Source organism: Chryseobacterium sp. JUb7 (assembly GCF_024806495.1).
Classification (GTDB): Bacteria; Bacteroidota; Bacteroidia; order Flavobacteriales; family Weeksellaceae; genus Chryseobacterium.
The window spans coordinates 735,728-754,842 of the sequence record NZ_JANUFF010000001.1 but is presented as its reverse complement, the minus strand read 5'-3'; the positions used below and the strand labels follow the sequence as shown (position 1 = coordinate 754,842).

Sequence of the window (19,115 nt, the reverse complement as noted above, 5' to 3'; positions counted from 1 at the left end):
CTTAAATTCTACAGAAATATTATTGAGTTTTTAAAATTTCATCTACTTTTTTTAAATAAGGGTCTGTACTTTCCAGAAATTCTTTGTCTGTCTGCTGTACAGGGATGTGGGGAATAATACCGCTGCCTCTTTTCTGATCCGGAAGTATCTGGGCATCCTGTATCACATGTACAATCGAAAAGCCGGTTTGAATTCCGGTGTTGGGTAATTCATAAACCAGCGGCAAGTGACCGTTATGTTCGTAGTATCCGCCCACAGTTTCTCTTCCGATAACAATGGCATTGGTATAAGATTTTATCAGCGATGCCAAATGAGATCCTGCTGAGGCTACATTTTCATCAATCAGTAAATAGAGTTGTCCTTTAAAAGTTTTCTCATTAGGAAGAATCAGAACGTTTTTATCATCAGCCCAGTAAAATTTCTCCTGAACACTTTTCGGATAAATCTGTTTTAGATACGTATCGACTCCTTGCCCGTCTTTCACGCCATTAGAAAGCAGAAAAGGAGTGATAACAAGCTTTTCCTTAAGCGGAATTTTATTAAATTTTGTGTATGCATACTGACTGTCACGAAATGGGCGCTCCGTAAGATAGGTAAAGACTTTTTCGTATAAAGCTCCGGCACCTCCAGTATTTCCTCTTAAATCAATCATTAGATTTTCTATTTTCTCTTTTTCCAGAGTGATCATCATCTGATCAAGAAAATCACTGAATTTTTTATAGGCAGGATCTTCTTTACCAACTGCAAAATCAAAACCTCTTACAGAAAGCCGGTAAAGATTTTCTCCATCTTTGGTTAAAGCATATTTCTCTGCATTTAATTTTTTATTTAAAATAAGAGAATGACGGTCCTCCTGAAGTTTTTTAGCCTTTTCAAGAGAAATTCCGGGCAAGGTAATCTGTTGAATTTTGTCATTCCACCGATAGCTGACCGTATAATTTTTATGGGTCCCGAATTCGATATAAAATTTATCCAGCATTCCTTTCTCGAAGCCATTGGCTTCTTTGTAGCCTTCAGAAAATCCGTCAGAATAATAATACTGAGAAAATCGGAGGATCATTTCTTTAGACGAAATATTGTTAATGGAAATGATTTCTGCAGAAAGTGGAATAGGGGTGCCCGCTGAATTTTGAAGCAAGCGTCCGTCCAGATTTTTTAAAGTGATCGGTAAATACTCATTTTTCTGAGTCAGATAATAGGAAGCGTGATTGGGAAGATCTGTAAAGTTATGGCAGCTTCCTTCAAATACGGTAAGCTTGACTATAATTTTATAAAAATCAAAAATGTGCTGAGCTTTTTGAGTCTCTTTTTCAGCCCATTGATAGATACTGTCAATTTCTTTCCTGCTTCTGTAAACGTAAAGTCCGGAATTTGCCTGCTCGCGGATAGACCGGAAGATTTTTAAATCCTGAAGGTATCGATCTGTACTCAGTTTTCCATCCAGAGCAGAGGTGTTTTTTGATTCTTGGATGCCAATAGTGATATTTTTACTTTTTTCCACATAAGATTTTGCCCAGATTTTAAATTCATACTTTCCATTTTTTTCTGGAGAATAATAAAATCTTTCGACCGATTTTATCCCTCTGGAATCGTCCTGATCTTTTATCTTTTCCCCATCTTTGAAAACAGCCAGTGCCAGATTAGCATGATCTGAACTTACAGAAATCCAGGCTGGATTTTTTGATTTTGGAGTATATCGGATGGTGTCTCCCGGTGATAATTGTAAATTAGTCTGCGCATCTACAGATGGAATCAAAAATAAAAAGGGAATAAAGAGTAATTTGGACATCTTAATTTTTTTGAATGGCTAAGATACAAATTAACCAATCCGTGAAGCAAAAATGAAATTTCGATTATTTTTTTACTTAGAATTTATTTTAATTTTAGTAAATGTTTTTTCAAATATTGAAAATGATAATCGCCATCCTAGCCCAGATCGAAGAATTTGTTTGAGCTCATTTTTCATGTTTCGGCGAGCCAAAGGCTCGCCGAAACATGAAAAATAGCGAGTTCTTAGAGCTGGAAAAAGCTTCAGATAAAAATTTAAACATACTCTGAAATGAATTTATTACTATAAAAAAATCCTATCCGCAAAAAAGGATAGGATTAACAACTAAATATAAAGAATCGCATTACACAATAAACAAAGATGCTATTGCCTGTGCGTCACTTCCACTGAGAACTTCATCATAAGCTGCAGAGCCCGCCGCAGCTCCAAAAGCCGTAGCGGTATTGAATCCGGCCTGCATGGTAAGATCTTCACCTGCATATACAGGATTGGTTGCCGGTGGCATATTTCCTCCGTTGGCAAGCTCTATCCAGCCTTTATTGGCTCTCATTCTGCGTACCTGAGAAGCGTGTCTGGCTTCCACCGAATGAATTTGTAAGGCAGCCTGTAAAACAGCCTGGTTAGACATTACATTTCCCGCCTGTCCTTTATATGCTCTTACACCAGTGTCTTCAAAAGCCTGGGCTAAAGTTAAAAACTGACTGTAATTGGTGAAAGGAGTAAAGTTTCCGCCTGCCGTAAAATCAAAAGTTGGTTTTGCACCGGGAGTTACTCCTAAAGAAGTCAATGTACTTTTCAGAAACGTAACGTGTGCTGATTCGTGCTTTGAGATTTGCATAAAAACGGTACGGTCAGCATTCGGAATTAAACTTAATGTTGAAAGTCCTATTTTATAATACTCATCTTCCAGATATTCTAAAACCAGAGCCAGTTGCAGGGCATCTGTTAATGCACTTTTATAAGTAGGTCCGGAAACTGTCTGGTTTACCGTTTCAGCTTTTGCAGGGGTCGACATGAATGTTCCTAAACCAAGAGGGACTGCCGCAACAGCTGCTTTGGTACCGAAATCTTTTATATTCGTAAGCGTTTCTAATCTTGAAGCTTCAGTCGTGAAGAATTTATCGTTAGAAAGTCTGTCTAATAATTTTAAAATGTTCATAATAATAGATTTTTAAAGTGAATGATTAGTTAATACCTCTTTCTTTCCATGTGAAAGGCGTTTTGAAAAATCCTCCAGCTGCTGTTACAACATCTTTTGGCTCTTTGGCAACGTCCAGTCCGTTGGCATCGATCACATCATCACCGGAAAAATCTGCAGATCCGGGATTGATTAAATTTCTTATGGCTGAAGCATGTCTAGCTTCCACCGAAACAATTTTTCCGGCTATTACAAGATACGTAGGATTGGTAATATACTTTCCGGCACCGTTATAGGCTGCTACTCCTGTATCTTCCAAAGCTTTTGCTGTAGCCAGAACTGAATTCCGGTCATTGAAATTCACATTCGGGTATTGGAATTCCAGAGTAGGCAATATATTTGAAGTCGCACCACTGATAGCTGCTTTAAAGAAATCTCTGTGGATCACCTCGTGATGATAAAGATCTGTGAAAACTTCTTTTTCGGCACTTGAAATTCCGGTATAAAAGTTATTAACGACTTTGGTATAAAAATCAGCTTCAAGCTGCTCAAGGGCATAGGCATAATTAAGAATACCCACATCACCGGATCCAAGGTCAAAAACATTATTATCAATGATCTGAAAATCATCGTTATCATCGCAGCCTACTAATGCGAGACCTGCCATTGCAAGACCTACACCGCTTAGTTTTAAAAAATTTCTTCTTCCTGTATCTAAGGTTGCCCCCTGATTAGAAACATTAATAGTTTTTTTCATAATATTATTTTTTAAGTGTTAGGTTTATATATCGTGAATATGTGTTTTATTAATTAATCTCTGAAAAAGCTTAAAAAACAGCATAAAAATTATGCTGTTTAAAAACTAATAAAACCACTTACGGCATCAGAACCGTATCTATCACATGGATAACTCCGTTGGACTGATTAACATCAGCAATCGTTACTTTTGCACTATTTCCTTTGGCGTCTTTGATATAAAGATCTTTTCCTTTAGTCCAGAAAGTCAGTTCTTCACCTTCTACCGTTTTCATTTTGCTCATCCCGTTTCCTGCTTTTACGGCCGCCCAGATTTCTTTTGCGCTATATTTTCCTGCAAGAACATGATAGGTTAAAATTTTAGTAAGCATTGCCTTATTTTCGGGCTTAACTAAGTTTTCAACAGTTCCTTTCGGTAATTTTGCAAAAGCTGCATCTGTAGGAGCCAAAACAGTAAAAGGTCCTGCTCCCTGTAACGTTTCTACCAATCCGGCTGCTTTTACAGCTGCGACCAGTGTTTTGTGATCTTTGGAATTGACAGCGTTTTCAATAATATTTTTTGAAGGATACATGGCAGCGCCTCCTACCATTACCGTTTTTTCTTTCATCGTTTGTGCAGTTAGGTTTCCACTGAAAGCAAATGATAATGTCATCATTGCAAAAACTGCGATTGTTGATCTTGTGTTCATTGTATTGATTTTTTTATTGTTGTATTTGTTTGATGTTGTTCTAAAACCATTTACGACCTTGGTTTGAATTTAGATTTAAAAAAATCAATAAAAATCACAAGTGATTGAAAAACAGTGGATTAAATTTTGTTTTTAATGCCGATGTCTTGCTTTTTTATTTATAAATTTTCAATATTTAGCCAAAATCATTGAATATTTAAAAGAATTATTAAATATTGTTTGTTATAGATTTTATTTTATTACATTTGGATTGAAAAATATTCGTTATTAAAACAAACTATTCGGAAGAGCAACTCATCGTTTTATTGAAAGAAAAAAACGAAGCCGGTTTTCATCATTTGTATGACCACTATTCTGGTGCGTTGTATGGAGTGATTCTCCGAATTGTACAGTCTAAAGAATACACCGAAGAAATTATTCAGGATGTATTTGTCAAAATCTGGAACTCTATCCATCAGTATGATTCTACGAAAGGAAGATTTTATACCTGGATGATCAATATTGCCAGAAATACAGCCATAGATTATTTAAAATCAAAAGGTTTCCAAAACGAATTAAAAAACCAACCGCTTCCGGATTTCGTATATAACTCTGCAGAACTTTCAACGACTAATAATTCTTCCGATTTTATCGGTTTTAATAATGTTCTTGAAACTCTGGAGGTTGATAAGCAGGAGCTTATTGACTTGGCATACTATCAGGGATATACCCAAAACGAAATATCCGAAAAACTGAAGATACCGCTGGGAACGGTGAAAACGAAGATGCGGAATGCACTGATAAAATTAAAGGATTTGCTAAAAGATTATCAATAAATTGAACACTAAAGAATACATATCATCCGGAATTATAGAATCTTATATTCTAGGTTTTGCTTCTCCCGAGGAAGCAGGGATTTTGGAGTGTGTGATGAAGAACAATGCTGAAGTAAAGGCTGCTTTTGAGGAAGCACAAAAAACATTGGAAGATTTGGCTACAGCTCAGGCTGTAACGCCTCCAAATGATTTAAAATCAAAAATTTGGAATAAAATTAAGCAGGAACAGACTGTTGAAGATACACAACCTGTAGTTTCTACAGATATTCCAGCTGCAAAGCCTCAGGAAGAAATCCGAATTCAGGGGAATAACAATTGGAAAGTTTATGCCATTGCGGCATCAGCTCTATTTTTAGTAAGTGTTGCCGGAAATCTTTTCTGGATGAATGATCAGTCTAAAACTAAGGCTACGATTGCAAAACTCCAGACCGAACAACAGTCTCAGAACATTGCCTATCAAAAAATGGAGCAAAAATGGAAGATGATGTCAAATCCGGATATGAAGATGGTTATGCTGAAAGGTGTTGAAAAACACCCTGACACAAAAGCCATGGTTTTCTGGGATAAAAACTCGAAGGAAGTATATCTGAACGCCGAAGAGCTTCCAAAAGCTCCTGAAGGAATGCAATATCAGCTTTGGGCAATTGCTGACGGAAAACCCGTGAGTGCAGGAATGTACACTGAAGAAAAAGACAGTAAAATAGTCCTTGCTCATATTCCGAATGCACAGGCTTTTGCGATAACTCTTGAAAAACAGGGTGGAAGTGAAGTTCCTACTATGGAAAACATGTTTGTAATGGGAACGATATAAGAATTACAGTGAAAATTATTTATAAAGGCTGTCCTTATTTGGACAGCCTTTTTTTTATGATGAAGTTGTTTAAACTTTTAATTTAGCTGCTTTTAAATGCTTTGTCATCCCTGTAAATATCTAAACATAATATTAGAAAATAATCTTTAACAGGATGTTACAGATGCTTACCAATACATAAAATAACGAGTGCAAATAGCAGGAGAAAGATCCTCAAAAAATAAAAATCTCCTGCAATAAGCAGGAGATAAATGAACATAATATAAAAAATAATTGTTACTTACAATCAAATGTTCGTTTGAACAATATATTCAAATACAGAAATAATAATTCCTGTGTTCTGAATTGTCATTTATTTATGTTGTGGGGATTAGTTACGCTAACTTTACGTTAACCGCGTTTAATCCTTTGTTACCTTCTTGAACATCAAAAGTTACTTTATCGTTTTCACGAATTGTTCTTGTGCTTAATCCTGAAGAGTGTACAAAGATGTCTTTGCTTCCATCTGCTGGAGAAATAAATCCGAAACCTTTTGTTTCGTTAAAAAATTTTACGGTGCCTTCTTGCATTGTAATTATTGTTAAAAATTGTTGTTGTACTTATTTTATTATTTGTATATCTACTGCTGAGAAACCTTTTGGAGATTTTTCTTTTTCGTAGGATACTTTATTTCCTTTTTTTATGGGTTCATTGCAATTGTTATTATGGAAGAACACATTTTCTTTGGTGTTGTCTTCTGTAATAAAACCATAACCCTTTTCACTGAAAAACGTAACGATACCAGATTTTCTAACTTCTTCCTCTTCAATAGGAGCAGCTCCCAGCTGAATTTCTGTTAGGTTTACTTCCTCACGGTGTGTAGGAGGTGTAGATGTTAATCTTCCGTACTCGTCAACATATAAAAACATATCCGTAAGATCTTTGCCTTTATTGTTATTTTCTTTACGTTCTTCGCGTCTTAACGCTTTTTCTTTTTGCTTTTGAACTTTTTTCTTGAAATTTTCTTTTTTAGAGAAAGAATCCCCCATAAATTATATTTGTTTTTAATTAATATATTGAAATGTTTTATTTTGTTTTGGTGTACTCAAAATAGACAAGTCTTGTATTGTATCGTTAGTCAAATCAGTTTTTTTTTCACCAAAATAAACTGGCTGCTCATTAGCCTGATCTATTGATTGTTTTGGACTTACTGTAATTTCTACAGGATTTTTTAATATACCCTCTGCAAACTTTCTGATATGATTCTCCATTACCGCGGAGAAAAATAAGGTCTGTTTCTTTTTAGGAGTCAGTGCAAGGATTGCTTTTAAATCACTTACAAAACCCAAGTCAAGCATCTTGTCGGTTTCATCCAGAATCAGTATTTCGATTTTTGAAAGATCAATATGTCTTTGACTTACTAAATCTAGTAATTTTTCCGGAGATGAGATCAAAATATCTACTCTTTTTCTCAGAGCAGCAAGCTGACTTCCTGTTGATGCTCCATCAATAATGGAAAGCAGCGATAAAGGTAAATATTTGCTGTATACTTTAATATCTTCTTCAATCTGTAGTACTCTGTCGCTGGTTGAGGTTAATATTAATGTTCTTATTTCTTTATGTTCGGTTGTGTTTTTCTTCAAAAGTTGCAGGACCGGCATTGCAAATGCTGCTGTTTTCCCGGAACCTGATGGTGCACATCCTAAAATATCTCTTCTCATTAAGATATGTGGAATCGCGGAATGCTGTATTTCCGTGGGCTTTGAATACCCCGTTTCTGTGACAGCACGAATAATTGGATTTATTAAATTTAAATTTTTAAAACTCATTATAAATTATTCCGGATTTCCGGTTTTGTGGACTAAATCCTTTTATCAGGATCTAAAATTGGTGTATTTTATAAATGTTTAAATCAAGAATGAACGATTCTTTAATTTATCATTTACTTTGCTTTTACTGAGACAATGGTATTCAGTCCGGAATATAATTGTTTGAGTTTGCAATGGCGTGTCATTCTTTCATAACATGTCTTCATCTATTCTGTTATGAAACTAACCTTCCTTTTAAAAAAGGATGCAGACTTTGTATTTGCTGTTTGTATTCTGAAATTTCAGTTGGCCGTTGTTCATATTCATTCTATAAATGTATAAGGTTGAAAATTGGCAGCTGAAAAAGCAAAACTGAAAGAAAAAATTGGGATTTTAAACTATTACAGAATAGCAAAGGCAGAGGCCTGTTTATATATGCTTTGCAAATGTACGATAAATAAACGGGATAACGGCTAGTTTAAATGATTGATTATCAAAAATATATTTATATTCAGAGTTATTGATGCCATTTTTCCTTCATATTAATAGCCTAAAACTCCCAAACAGATATGTCAGGAGTCGATTTCTCTTTATTTTGAAGAATTATTTTTAGTATAAAATTTTTTATAATTTATTTTTAAAATTTATAAACAAAGGCATTAATATTCATTCCTGCACCTACCGAAGCAAATAAAACAATATCATTTTTTTCAATCTGATGCTGGTGCAGTTCGTCCTTAAGGATCATCGCAAGCAGGGAAGGAATGGTAGCGACACTGCTGTTTCCAAGTTTATTGATGACCATTGGCATGATATGTTCAGGAACCGGACTGTCGTATAACTGGTAAAACCTGTTGACAATAGCTTCATCCATTTTTTCATTGGCCTGGTGGATGATGATTTTATTAAGCTGATTAATGGAGTATCCACTGTTATCAAGACATTTTTTCATCGCCTCAGGAACATGGATCAAAGCAAATTCATATATTTTTCTGCCATCCATTTTGATATATTTCGTATCCGGACAGCTTTCATTGTTATATGATTTTCCAAAATATAGGAAATCTTTTTCTTTCAAAGTATAAGATGCCGATAAATGCGATTGTATTCCGGATTCATCATCAGCAGCCTCTAAGATCACAGCCCCCGCACCGTCAGCATAAATCATACTGTCTCTGTCATGGATATCGACCACTCTTGAAAGGGTTTCAGCGCCTATGACCAGACATTTTTTTGCAATCCCGGATTTGATGAATGCATTAGCCTGTATGACTCCCTCAATCCATCCCGGACATCCGAATAATACATCATAAGCCACACAGAAGTTGTTCTTGATTTTTAAAAGATGCTTTACTCTTGAGGCAAGACTAGGAACGGTATCAGACTGTATGGTACCGAAACGTACATCACCGAAATTATGAGCAAATATGATATAATCTAAAGTTTCAGGATCGATTCCGGAGTTCTCTATAGCTGCCTGAGCTGCAATTAATCCCAAATCTGAGGTTACCTGATTGTTACTGGCGTATCTTCTTTCTTCAATACCCGTAATTTTTTGCAATTTGCTGGTAATCGAAGCATTGTTTTCTTTTAATGCAATCCCCTCTTCATTTAAAAATAAGTGTTTATCAAAAAATAAATTGGTAATGGTTTCTGAAGGGATGTAGTTGCCTACACCTGTAATTTTGCTTGTCATCTAAACTTTGATTTTCAGTCTTTTATGTTGAGTAGGCTGAATAATTCGGTAAATATAACGATTAAAACCTAGTAATTACAGGTTTCTCAAAAAATATTTACAGTTTGTTTGTGAAATTGTTTTAACTTAAAAGAATTTTTAAATTTAAATGAATGATTTTAAGCATATTTTGAATAAAATCATGTATTATTTAACACATAGTTAAATTTAAACTCATATTTTTACAGCAGTGAATTTTAGTTGATGGGAATTTAGAAGGAAACATTATTTTAATCAAACGTTAAAAATGATCAAAAAACCTTTGCACAATTTCCATATTCCTGTGATGGGATTAGCTTACACGATAGACAGTCCTATTCGTGTGGCACAATACGGAATATCTTCCGTTGTATCTATAATTGATGATGAGATTGTAGAGAAAATGAAAAACTTTTATAGTAAAAAATTCAATTTGCACTATGGAAGTATTTCGACAAAAACAGATGATTATCGAGCCAAAAGAATTACAGCCTATCTGGATATGGTAGACGATATCGTCAATGAAAAATTTAAAGCCTTCAAACAGGAGATTGCAAAAAATAAAACTGCACTGAAAAGCTTTGTGGAGATGCTTCCCAATACTTCAGAACTGAAAAACGGATTACAGAATCTGTTGAATCAAAAGGAAAATTTTACCGCTTCAATTAAACATTTTATTGAAAAAAATCTTGCTCCTGGGAGTATAGATGTCAATATTATGACTAAAGTTGATAAAGACAATTTTAAGAAAAAAGAACAGCTGCCTGTTATTTTTAACGACGCACATGCTTCTTTACGTGGTTTTGCAAACAGCAAACTGTCTTCTTCTCTGGTCCTTTCTGCGGGAATGAATCCGCGTTTATACAGTTATATTGAAGAATTTGATGATTTTTTTCCAGACGAAAACGGAAGCCTAAAAAAGAAAATTATTCTGAAAGTCAGTGATTTCCGGTCGGCCATGATTCAGGGGAATTTCTTGGCTAAAAAAGGGCTTTGGGTTTCAGAATACAGGATAGAATCCGGTTTGAATTGCGGAGGGCACGCTTTTGCAACAGAAGGTCTTTTGCTTGGACCTATTATGGAGGAATTTAAGCAGAAAAAAGGGGAATTGATTCAGTCTGCACACGCTTTAATGGTCGGTGCTTTAGAACAGAAAGGTAAATGGTCTGTTTCGGATCCTCTGGAAATGAAAATTACGGTTCAGGGTGGGGTAGGAACCTCTGAAGAGCATGATTTTCTGCTGAAAAATTATAAGGTAGACAGTGTCGGCTGGGGATCTCCGTTTTTACTGGTTCCGGAAGCTACTTCTGTAGATCATGCAACGCGGGAATTGCTTGTGCGGTCAAAAGAAAAAGATTTTTATTTAAGCAATATTTCGCCTTTAGGAGTTCCTTTTAATACTGTAAAGGGAACATCAAATGAAATTTTCAGACAAAATAATAACCATAAAAACCGATATGGCAGTTCGTGTCCTAAAAAACTGCTGGCATTAAGTAAAGAATTTTCCCCCGAAGGAATTTGTACGGCATCCAAAAAATATCAGGATATTAAACTTGGTAATCTGGAGTCTGAAAAAGAATATTTGAATCCGGAACAGTTTGAAAAAAGAAAAAAAGCAATAACAGAAAAAGCCTGTCTTTGTGTAGGTTTGGTGAATGCCGCGTATATGGAGCAGAATCTTGAAATAAAAGGTGAAAAACAGGGCGTTGTGATTTGTCCGGGACCTAATCTCGCTTTTTTTGACAAAGAAGTTTCTCTTTCTCAAATGGTGAAACATATTTATGGTAATACAAACATTCTTCCTGAAAATAATCGCCCGAACATGTTTATCAACGAACTAAAAATGTATGTGGATCATCTGAAGAAAGAGATTATCAATTTTTCAGACACGATCACCAATTCGCAGTATAAAAAGTGGAACACCTTTAAAGAAAACCTTTTTAAGGGAGTGAGTTACTACGAAGATCTTTTTGTGGATTCAGGCTTTTTTAAACAAGAATTAAACACGATTAACAGTCAGCTTCAGAAGTATAAAATGATGCTGTCGGAAATTGAAATTCCAATCGTGGAAAAATAAATACTAAAAACTCCTTCAAATCCTTAAATCTGAAGGAGTTTTAATTTTAAAATAAAACTTATCCGTTTCTTTTTTCGGTCTACTGAAAAGCAACTTCAATATTAAATAAGGTTGATTAATAGAATCGTAATCTGAACCCTTGTGTATGGAAGATAATTGATTTTCACGGTAATTATATTTTTCATTTTTTGATCTCAAACCCTATAAGGTTGAATCATGATGTATTTTAGCCTTTATGATAAGGGCATCCTGGAGGTGGATTTACACTTTCAACAGCCAGCGACGAAGAAGTTGTTAAGCTCATTCCCGTAGGAGCATTGAAGAACTGTTCTTCAATCACTTTTCTTTGATCTGCAGGAATATCCTCGATTTTACGAAGGGTGTTGACCTGGATGTGAGGCCAGCTTGTAGTACCACCGTCATTTCCGAAATCGAATTCAAAGAATATAATTTGTTCATATTGAAGCTGAAGAATTTCTTTTCCGTCTTCGATCACTGTTTCAATCCATAGACTGAAATCCACTTCAACAGTGGGAACAAAACGGTTAACAAAGGGAACATTCAAAATTCCTCCCTGTGCCCCGGTTTTCTTTTTTGATGATAATTTAACAAGAACATAATTATCAACTTTTTGTCCGCTCAAAGTATCTCTTAGTCGCATATCAGGACGTACAGAATAAGGATACAGGTCATCAGCAAGTATTCGCTGGGTATAGATTTTATTAGATCCCGGATCGTTTTTATCAGTCAGTGTTTCATGAACCCAGGCTGGTGCGGGTTCGTCAAGATTGATAGGATCTGTAACACTTGCTCCTGCGCCACCCATTGTTGGTGAGATAGCCAGATGAGGAGGATCCCAAGTTTTATTGCCGGTAGGGAACTGTGGAGCGCCGTTTCTAAGGTAATATACTTTATTATTTATACTTTCGGGTGTAATATCTCCCAGCAGGGTAATTGTACTTCCGTGAGGAATAACTCCACTTCTTGAGATCGAATAATCTGGGATAAAATAAGGTCCGGTAATTCCATCCATAGGCTTGATTTCCTGTGCTGGAATGATTTCATAATATTTCTGACCCTCTTTTAAATCGCTTAAAAGGATGTATGAAGAATTGCCGTTTTCATTTTTTACTTCAACCAGCGGCTCGTTTCTGTATTCTCCTGTGTATCCGTAGTTTTTATAATCTTCTTCAGAGAAAGCATGAATTCCGCGGTCTTTTTTAATCGTTTCTTCAGTAGCAGCATAATTGTAAACATCGCTTAACCAAAGATACATCCCGTTTTCTTCGTGGATGCCCGCATATTGTAATTCAGGATTTCCTTCTACTTTGTTTACGCTTTTAATGGTTTGATCATATTTTATGGCACCACAAAATAATTCGGTAGCACCACCACGATTACGGACACCGCCGGGAACAACTTCGAATGTCAGTTTTTCAATATACTCTTCACTGTCAAAACTGAATTTACCGGGAATGGTACTCGGATTGGTACCCGGAGAAGGCATAATAGTCGTGTGGATTCCACTTCCCAGTGAGGGTCTTTCTATGTTTTGATTATAATTGGCATTGTAGCTTACCCATGTGCCATTCAGTGCGGCAAGAATGCCATAATCAACATTATTGGCTATTTCCTGTAAATTTTCTTCGCTGAAAGGTCTTACCGGATCATCGATAAGTAATTTTGAGTAACCGTCCATAAGATTAGCAAGATAACCTTTCTGTTCTTGTGCCGGTGCTGAAGTTTTTAAAAGTTGGCTTCCTTTTTCAAAACTTTCCTTTTTTCTTTTTAACATGGTCTATTGTTTTTTATGATTATTAATAAGTAGGATATTGAAAAGTTGGTCCTGCATTGTATTGAGAATCCAACGGCTTTAGAAATTCAATGAAAGTTGCGATTTCAATCTGACCTGAAATATGTTCGTAATAGGTCTCTGTCAAAGCTGTAGATTGTAGTTCGTTTACTGAAAATCCGGTGAGGGATTCTGAAATCGACCTAAAAATGTCAAAATAATAATCATCAACGTTGAAGATTTTGTTAGTAATCATTTTCATTAAATTTAAGGTTTTGTCTATCGGTGTTTAAGAAAGTGCATGCTGATCATGTCCGTTGAATGAAAGACGGATAAAAATCAACTCGTAATTATTCTGGGTAACTAGCCTGGAATAGCGTATTCGGTCGTTTTCTTAATCATACGTATCAGTTTTTATTTACATCAAAATTAGACAGATGAAACTGCGGTAATTTCAGTATTTATACGTAATTTTAAGATGATAGTCTAATTTAAATTTAGTCTAGATTAATTTAATTAACGTTTTTTTGACAAAAAATATAATGATTAATTCTATTCTGGGGTAAGGATATAAACTGAAGCGTCTTTATTTAAATTTTAATAATCCGTCGGTCAGGCATTTCCATTGAATTTTTGCAACACCCACTATTCCTCCGATTGCTATTAATAAACTTCTGATTTTATTAAAAAAGTCGGTATTAAAATTAGGAGTTTCATTTCTTCCGTAAACAGCAGTTTTTATAAGATTATGTTCCCAAGAAATCATAAACGTAGACGTTGCCTCTGAAGAATAGAAATGGGCAATGTGTGTATTTTTATCCTGAGGAGAGGAAGAAGGACTACAGTTGATGAGTATGGTTTCGGAAATATCGGTATTTTCTTTTTTAATACAGATAATTTTTACCCAATCATATCCTTTAGCTTCAGTATTTCCCGGACCGGGAATATCAATACGGATAAAATTTCCTATTTGTGGAATATCGTTTATAGCGGTGCCACAATCATTAAATAATTTGAAATCAGCTAATTGATCACTACAGAAATTTTGCCATTGATTTATAGAGAAAAATCTTTTTTTCAGGATCTCAAAATGCTGCCGGGCAAGAAAGGGACTATCAAAATAATGCCGACTTTCGGTATCATGAAAGCCTCCTTTTTTTTGTTCGGGTATACCGGAAATTTGCTTTGCTTTCATTATGATAGATAATAAATGATTAAATAAAAATACTGTTTTCAGAATTTTGAAGATATGACCGGGATCATGAAATAGATATTATTTTTTTTATTATTTAAAGATATAGTTTTTTAAGTATTTGATATTTTTATGGGTTTAAAACAGGCGTTAATTAATTATAATGATTATTTTTGCAATTATTTTTATTAATTCTAATTAAAGAGGTTTTTATGAGGCAGATATTCTTTTCCTACCATCGCGATTTTACAATTGTTTTTGCAGATCATTTTTCCGTTAAAAACCATCAGTTCTTTAATTAATCTATATCCAAAATTTATATTCCGATAAATGAAGAAATTCGTTGCAAGCATTCTGATGGTTTGTGGAGCTGTTTCTATACATGCACAGACCTCGTCAGAAAAAAAAGATTCTATAGACGTGCAATCGATTGAAGAGGTGGTTGTCACTTCTTCTTACGGAACCAAAAAACTGAAAGAAGAGGTAGTAGGTTCCATTGTGACTCTCACCGATAAAGATATCAGCACGAGTCAGCCTTTTGAAAGTATTGACAAAATGATCGCGGGTCTGGCACCGGGGGTTCAGATTGTAAATAATTCTGAATTGGGAAAACCTGTAAGCATTAATATCAGGGGATTAGGATCACTGGTGCCTATTAATGGAAATTTTGGTACGTCTACACAACCGTTAATCATCGTAGATGGTGTGATCATAAGGGAAGATAATGGTTTTGATCAAGCCTATTTTGATGGCTCGGAAGCTAATTCTGAATTAAATATCAATCCATTGGCAAGATTTAATTCTGATAATATTGAAAGCATCAATATTTTAAAAGATGCAGCAGCAGTTGCGTTGTATGGAGCAGAAGCTGCTAATGGAGTCATTTTGATTACAACAAAAAAAGGACGAAAAGGAAAAGCGACTTACTCTTTTTCTACACAATATGGAGTGTCTCAGAGTATCAATAAAGTAAAATATCTGAATGGTCAGCAATATGCTCAGCTCTATAATGATTATTTGAAAAATAATAATGCAAGCAGCTCCGGATATCCATGGAATGGAACAGATGTCAACTGGTTTGAAGTGATGAATGGTAACGGAGACTTTTCCAGGACCAATTTTACAACAAGTGGAGGAAATAAATATTTTACCTACAGAGTAGGTTTGGATTATTCCAAAAATAATGAATCAAAAGTTCTTAATTCTTTAGAAAAAAAAGGAATTGATGCAAGTGTAGGATTTGATTACAAGAAATTAAAAATCAGTCTGTATACAGCTTATAATAACTTTGAAAAAGATCAGCCTAATACATATTTTAATTTCATACTGGCTCCTGTTAATAAAATATATAATGATGATGGAAGTTATGCATCCAGTGGTTTTAATGGTAACCCCAATCCACTTCAGGCGACTACCCAAAATATAAGTAATGTTAAAAATAATTCTTTAATTTCAAGCTTAAACGTAAGCTATGAGCTGGCTAAGGGGTTAAAAGTAAGTAGTTTATTTGGTGCTGATCTATCCTATAAAAATAATGTAAACTGGAAGTCAGGACTTAATGAAAGTGGAATAACGGGTAAAAATTTTGGAAAAAGCAGAATAAATACTTCTGACAGTAAAAAATGGAATTGGAGTACACATCTTTATTATGAAAAAGATTTTCTTAAAAAACATCATGCGGATATTTTGATAGGTATGGAATTACGTCATAACAAAGATTATAAAGAGGTTAACATAGGAACCAATTTTGAAGACTTTGCAAATTATCAGTTACCGTGGAATTCTATTAATACTCCGATTTTCAAAGCTCTTACTGAAGAAAACAGTGGGAGAAGCTTTTTTTCACAGTTGAATTATGATTTTAATAAAAAATATTTTCTTTCTGCAACAATAAGAAGAGATGAAAGTTCTGCTTTCGGAAAAGATATCAATGCAACTCTTAATGGAGGAATTGGTGCTTCATGGTTGATTTCAAAAGAAAATTTTTTGAGTAACAATAAGGTTCTGAGTTTTTTACGTTTACGTGCTTCTTGGGGAATGACCGGGAATTCAAGAATCGGAAGCTACAGATCATCTGGTTTATATAAAGTATCTTATAATGGTTTTGACTACAATTATGATTATGCTTATCCGGATACCAGTTCTCCTCCTAACAGAGAACTTTCATGGGAAAGAAATGAAAAAATCAACTTGGGGTTAGATTTTAGTATTTTAAAAATATTGGATTTTACGGTAGAGGTATACAGAAATAATATATCCGATATGATTCTTAATCGTGATGTCCCTCCTGAAACGGGGTATGGTAGTGCAGAAATAAATGGGGCAGCAATGTATAACCAAGGTATCGAATTTTCTATGCGTGGAAATTGGTTTACCAAGAAAAATTTTAAATGGAATACAACATTTAATATTGCAACCGTAAAAAATAAAGTGACTGATCTTTTTGGTTTGTCCGATAAGTTTTCTAGTTCTACATTGGCACGTGCACAGAAAATAGGATCACCTACATCTGCAATCTGGGGATATCAATGGATGGGAGTAAATCCGGCAAATGGACTTGATACATATTTGGTAAATGGAGAACTTAAAGATTATGGACAATTTACAGCGAATAATGAATTGCAGTATACCATTATCGGAAATACTCAACCTGATTTTACAGGAGGTCTTAGCAACAGGATAAGTTATAAGAATTTAAGTATGACATTTCTTATCAATTTTGAATGGGGGGGAGATGCTCTGGTCGGTTCAGAATTGATTGATAAGTACAGTAATTTGGTTAACAGAAATATGAGCGTCAATGCATTGGATTATTGGATGGTACCAGGTGATATTGCAGAAAATAGAAAGCCTACCAGTAAAACAACAATTCCAAATACGAGCAAATATGTTTATGACAATAGCCATGTCAAACTTCAAAATGTCAATATTAATTATCAACTTCCTCTAAGTACTATTAAAAATAGTTTTATAAAAAATGCAAGCATATTCATAGACTGTACAAATGTTTTGTATTGGTATAAAGAAAAATCTCCAACCGGTAAAAACGGAATTCGTGAGTTTCGATATTTATATCCTGAAATGAGGACTTTTAGCTTTGGATTTAAAGCTAATTTTTAAAATTTAAAGATAATGAAAAAAATATTCTTTCTATCGTTAGCATTATTGTCTACAGTTTCCTGTAGAGATTTTCTTGAACATGAACCTGTGGAAACAATTTCTGTGAATACACAGTTGTCTACAAAAAAAGGTGTATTGGAAGCTTTAAACGGAGCGTATTATAGTCTTCGTTCTACCTATTTTTCTGAGGTGGGTTATACTTATGGAGATTTACTATCCGGTAACCTGAAATTTTCCCCAAGAACTAATGGAAATATATCAGTTGCTACCAATATTCAAAATATTTATCAGTTTGATGACGAAGCGTCAGAAAGTGACTTAAATTATTATTATAATGACAATTATTCTATCATTAATAATCTTAATCTAATTTTGCAATATGTTGATAATCTAACAGATGCTAGTGAATCTGAAATTAAAGAAATCAAAGCTGAGGCTCTGGCATTAAGAGCGTTTGTTCACTTTCAGCTGTATAAACATTATGCCCAGAATTATACCTATACATCAGATGCTTCTCATTTGGGAATTGTTTATAATACAGCTCCTCTAAAAGTTGGGGTAGACTATCCTTCCAGAAAAACCGTTGCAGAAACTTTTACGTTACTTGAAGATGATATCACTCAGTCATTGAATTTCATTCAGCCAAATCATGCAATTCCTGTAGGAGAAAATAAAAACTTTATTAACCCCACGGCAGCAAAATCAATCGCAGCAGAAATTGCACTCTATAAAAACGACTGGCAAAAAGCTTATGATTACAGTAATGAAATTATTTCAGGTTCAGGATTTAGTCTAACGATCCAAAATGAATTAATATCCAACTGGGCTACTGCTGAGACTATTTGGGAAATTGGAGAAAATGCAAATGCATCACCTCTTCAAAGTCTTTATAATGTGGGATCTGGTAGCTCTTATGCAAATTATGTAGCGTCTGATGATATCTATAACTTGTATACATCCGATGATTTAAGAAAAAATCTTTTTGAAGTAAAAAGTTTAAAAACAACCGGTAGTACCACTAACTTACCCTATAATTTTACAATAAAGTATAAAGAAACAACTAGTAATTTAGTCTACAGATTAAGTTTAATCTATTTTATCCGAGCCGAAGCAGCGCTCCACCTGGGAAATACAACACAAGCTTTAAACGATATTAATACAATCAGAAACAGAGCCGGATTGTCTTCTTTATCCTCTGTTTCGATTGATGTTTTATTGGAAGAAAAAAGGAAAGAGTTTGTCTTTGAAAATCAATATTTCTTCGATTTGATGAGAAATCATAAAAATATCGTAAGAAATAACGGCTGTATTTCAAATAACTGTAATCCTACTTATCCTAATAATAAATTTGTAGTTCCTATACCTCAAAAGAGCCTGGATCTTAACAGCAATATGCAACAGAATCCAGGATATTAAATCTCATTACCTCTTGTTC

General features: G+C 34.5%; 16 protein-coding genes. 5 read left to right on the top strand and 11 right to left on the bottom strand.

Annotated elements, in window-relative coordinates; translation table 11 throughout:
* Positions 1–19: 19 nt before the first annotated feature.
* From M2373_RS03450 to M2373_RS03435, 4 genes are all read right to left on the bottom strand, one after another.
* A complete protein-coding gene (locus M2373_RS03450; protein WP_259107485.1) occupies positions 20–1,789 on the bottom strand; it encodes a S41 family peptidase in 1,770 nt (589 codons plus the stop codon).
* Between the two features lie 343 nt (positions 1,790–2,132).
* Positions 2,133–2,948 carry a ferritin-like domain-containing protein gene (locus M2373_RS03445; protein ID WP_259107483.1) on the bottom strand — a complete coding sequence of 272 codons (816 nt, stop codon included), beginning with the start codon at positions 2,946–2,948 and terminating at the stop codon, positions 2,133–2,135.
* Positions 2,949–2,973: 25 nt separating this feature from the next.
* Entirely contained in the window at positions 2,974–3,684 is a 711-nt protein-coding gene (locus M2373_RS03440) for a ferritin-like domain-containing protein (RefSeq protein WP_259107480.1), read from the bottom strand.
* Between the two features lie 118 nt (positions 3,685–3,802).
* A complete protein-coding gene (locus tag M2373_RS03435; RefSeq protein WP_259107478.1) occupies positions 3,803–4,372 on the bottom strand; it encodes a fasciclin domain-containing protein in 570 nt (189 codons plus the stop codon).
* Between the two features lie 305 nt (positions 4,373–4,677).
* Between M2373_RS03435 and M2373_RS03430 the strand changes: the two genes are divergently transcribed.
* On the top strand, positions 4,678–5,187 hold the full coding sequence (locus M2373_RS03430) for an RNA polymerase sigma factor (protein WP_259107475.1): 510 nt from the start codon (positions 4,678–4,680) through the stop codon (positions 5,185–5,187).
* A 1-nt stretch (position 5,188) separates the two neighbouring features.
* Positions 5,189–5,998 carry an anti-sigma factor gene (locus M2373_RS03425; protein WP_259107472.1) on the top strand — a complete coding sequence of 270 codons (810 nt, stop codon included), beginning with the start codon at positions 5,189–5,191 and terminating at the stop codon, positions 5,996–5,998.
* A gap of 374 nt (positions 5,999–6,372) precedes the next feature.
* Here M2373_RS03425 and M2373_RS03420 read toward each other — a convergent pair whose 3' ends face one another.
* The 4 genes from M2373_RS03420 to M2373_RS03405 all read right to left on the bottom strand — a co-directional run bounded on the left by M2373_RS03420 (position 6,373) and on the right by M2373_RS03405 (position 9,481).
* Complete coding sequence (locus M2373_RS03420; RefSeq protein ID WP_259107470.1) at positions 6,373–6,567, bottom strand: cold-shock protein; 195 nt, start codon at positions 6,565–6,567, stop codon at positions 6,373–6,375.
* Between the two features lie 30 nt (positions 6,568–6,597).
* Positions 6,598–7,026, bottom strand: coding sequence for a cold shock domain-containing protein (locus tag M2373_RS03415; protein ID WP_259107467.1), 429 nt, complete (start codon positions 7,024–7,026; stop codon positions 6,598–6,600).
* Positions 7,027–7,041: 15 nt separating this feature from the next.
* On the bottom strand, positions 7,042–7,806 hold the full coding sequence (locus M2373_RS03410) for a DEAD/DEAH box helicase (protein WP_259107464.1): 765 nt from the start codon (positions 7,804–7,806) through the stop codon (positions 7,042–7,044).
* A gap of 616 nt (positions 7,807–8,422) precedes the next feature.
* A complete protein-coding gene (locus M2373_RS03405; protein WP_259107462.1) occupies positions 8,423–9,481 on the bottom strand; it encodes a 3-oxoacyl-ACP synthase III family protein in 1,059 nt (352 codons plus the stop codon).
* A gap of 286 nt (positions 9,482–9,767) precedes the next feature.
* Between M2373_RS03405 and M2373_RS03400 the strand changes: the two genes are divergently transcribed.
* Positions 9,768–11,576, top strand: coding sequence for a hypothetical protein (locus tag M2373_RS03400; RefSeq protein WP_259107461.1), 1,809 nt, complete (start codon positions 9,768–9,770; stop codon positions 11,574–11,576).
* Between the two features lie 226 nt (positions 11,577–11,802).
* Here M2373_RS03400 and M2373_RS03395 read toward each other — a convergent pair whose 3' ends face one another.
* The 3 genes from M2373_RS03395 to M2373_RS03385 form a co-directional block, all read right to left on the bottom strand.
* Positions 11,803–13,371, bottom strand: a complete 1,569-nt coding sequence (locus M2373_RS03395; protein WP_259107460.1) for a peroxidase, FMP-type — start codon at positions 13,369–13,371, stop codon at positions 11,803–11,805.
* Between the two features lie 22 nt (positions 13,372–13,393).
* A complete protein-coding gene (locus M2373_RS03390) occupies positions 13,394–13,624 on the bottom strand; it encodes a hypothetical protein (RefSeq protein ID WP_259107459.1) in 231 nt (76 codons plus the stop codon).
* A 330-nt stretch (positions 13,625–13,954) separates the two neighbouring features.
* Positions 13,955–14,563 (bottom strand): hypothetical protein, encoded by a 609-nt coding sequence (locus M2373_RS03385; protein ID WP_259107458.1) that lies wholly within the window; start codon positions 14,561–14,563, stop codon positions 13,955–13,957.
* Positions 14,564–14,890: 327 nt separating this feature from the next.
* Here M2373_RS03385 and M2373_RS03380 point away from each other — a divergent pair, with 327 nt between their 5' ends.
* Together M2373_RS03380 and M2373_RS03375 are read left to right on the top strand one after the other, a co-directional pair.
* Entirely contained in the window at positions 14,891–17,680 is a 2,790-nt protein-coding gene (locus M2373_RS03380; protein WP_259107457.1) for a SusC/RagA family TonB-linked outer membrane protein, read from the top strand.
* A gap of 12 nt (positions 17,681–17,692) precedes the next feature.
* Positions 17,693–19,096 carry a RagB/SusD family nutrient uptake outer membrane protein gene (locus M2373_RS03375; RefSeq protein ID WP_259107456.1) on the top strand — a complete coding sequence of 468 codons (1,404 nt, stop codon included), beginning with the start codon at positions 17,693–17,695 and terminating at the stop codon, positions 19,094–19,096.
* The last annotated feature ends 19 nt before the right edge of the window (positions 19,097–19,115 follow it).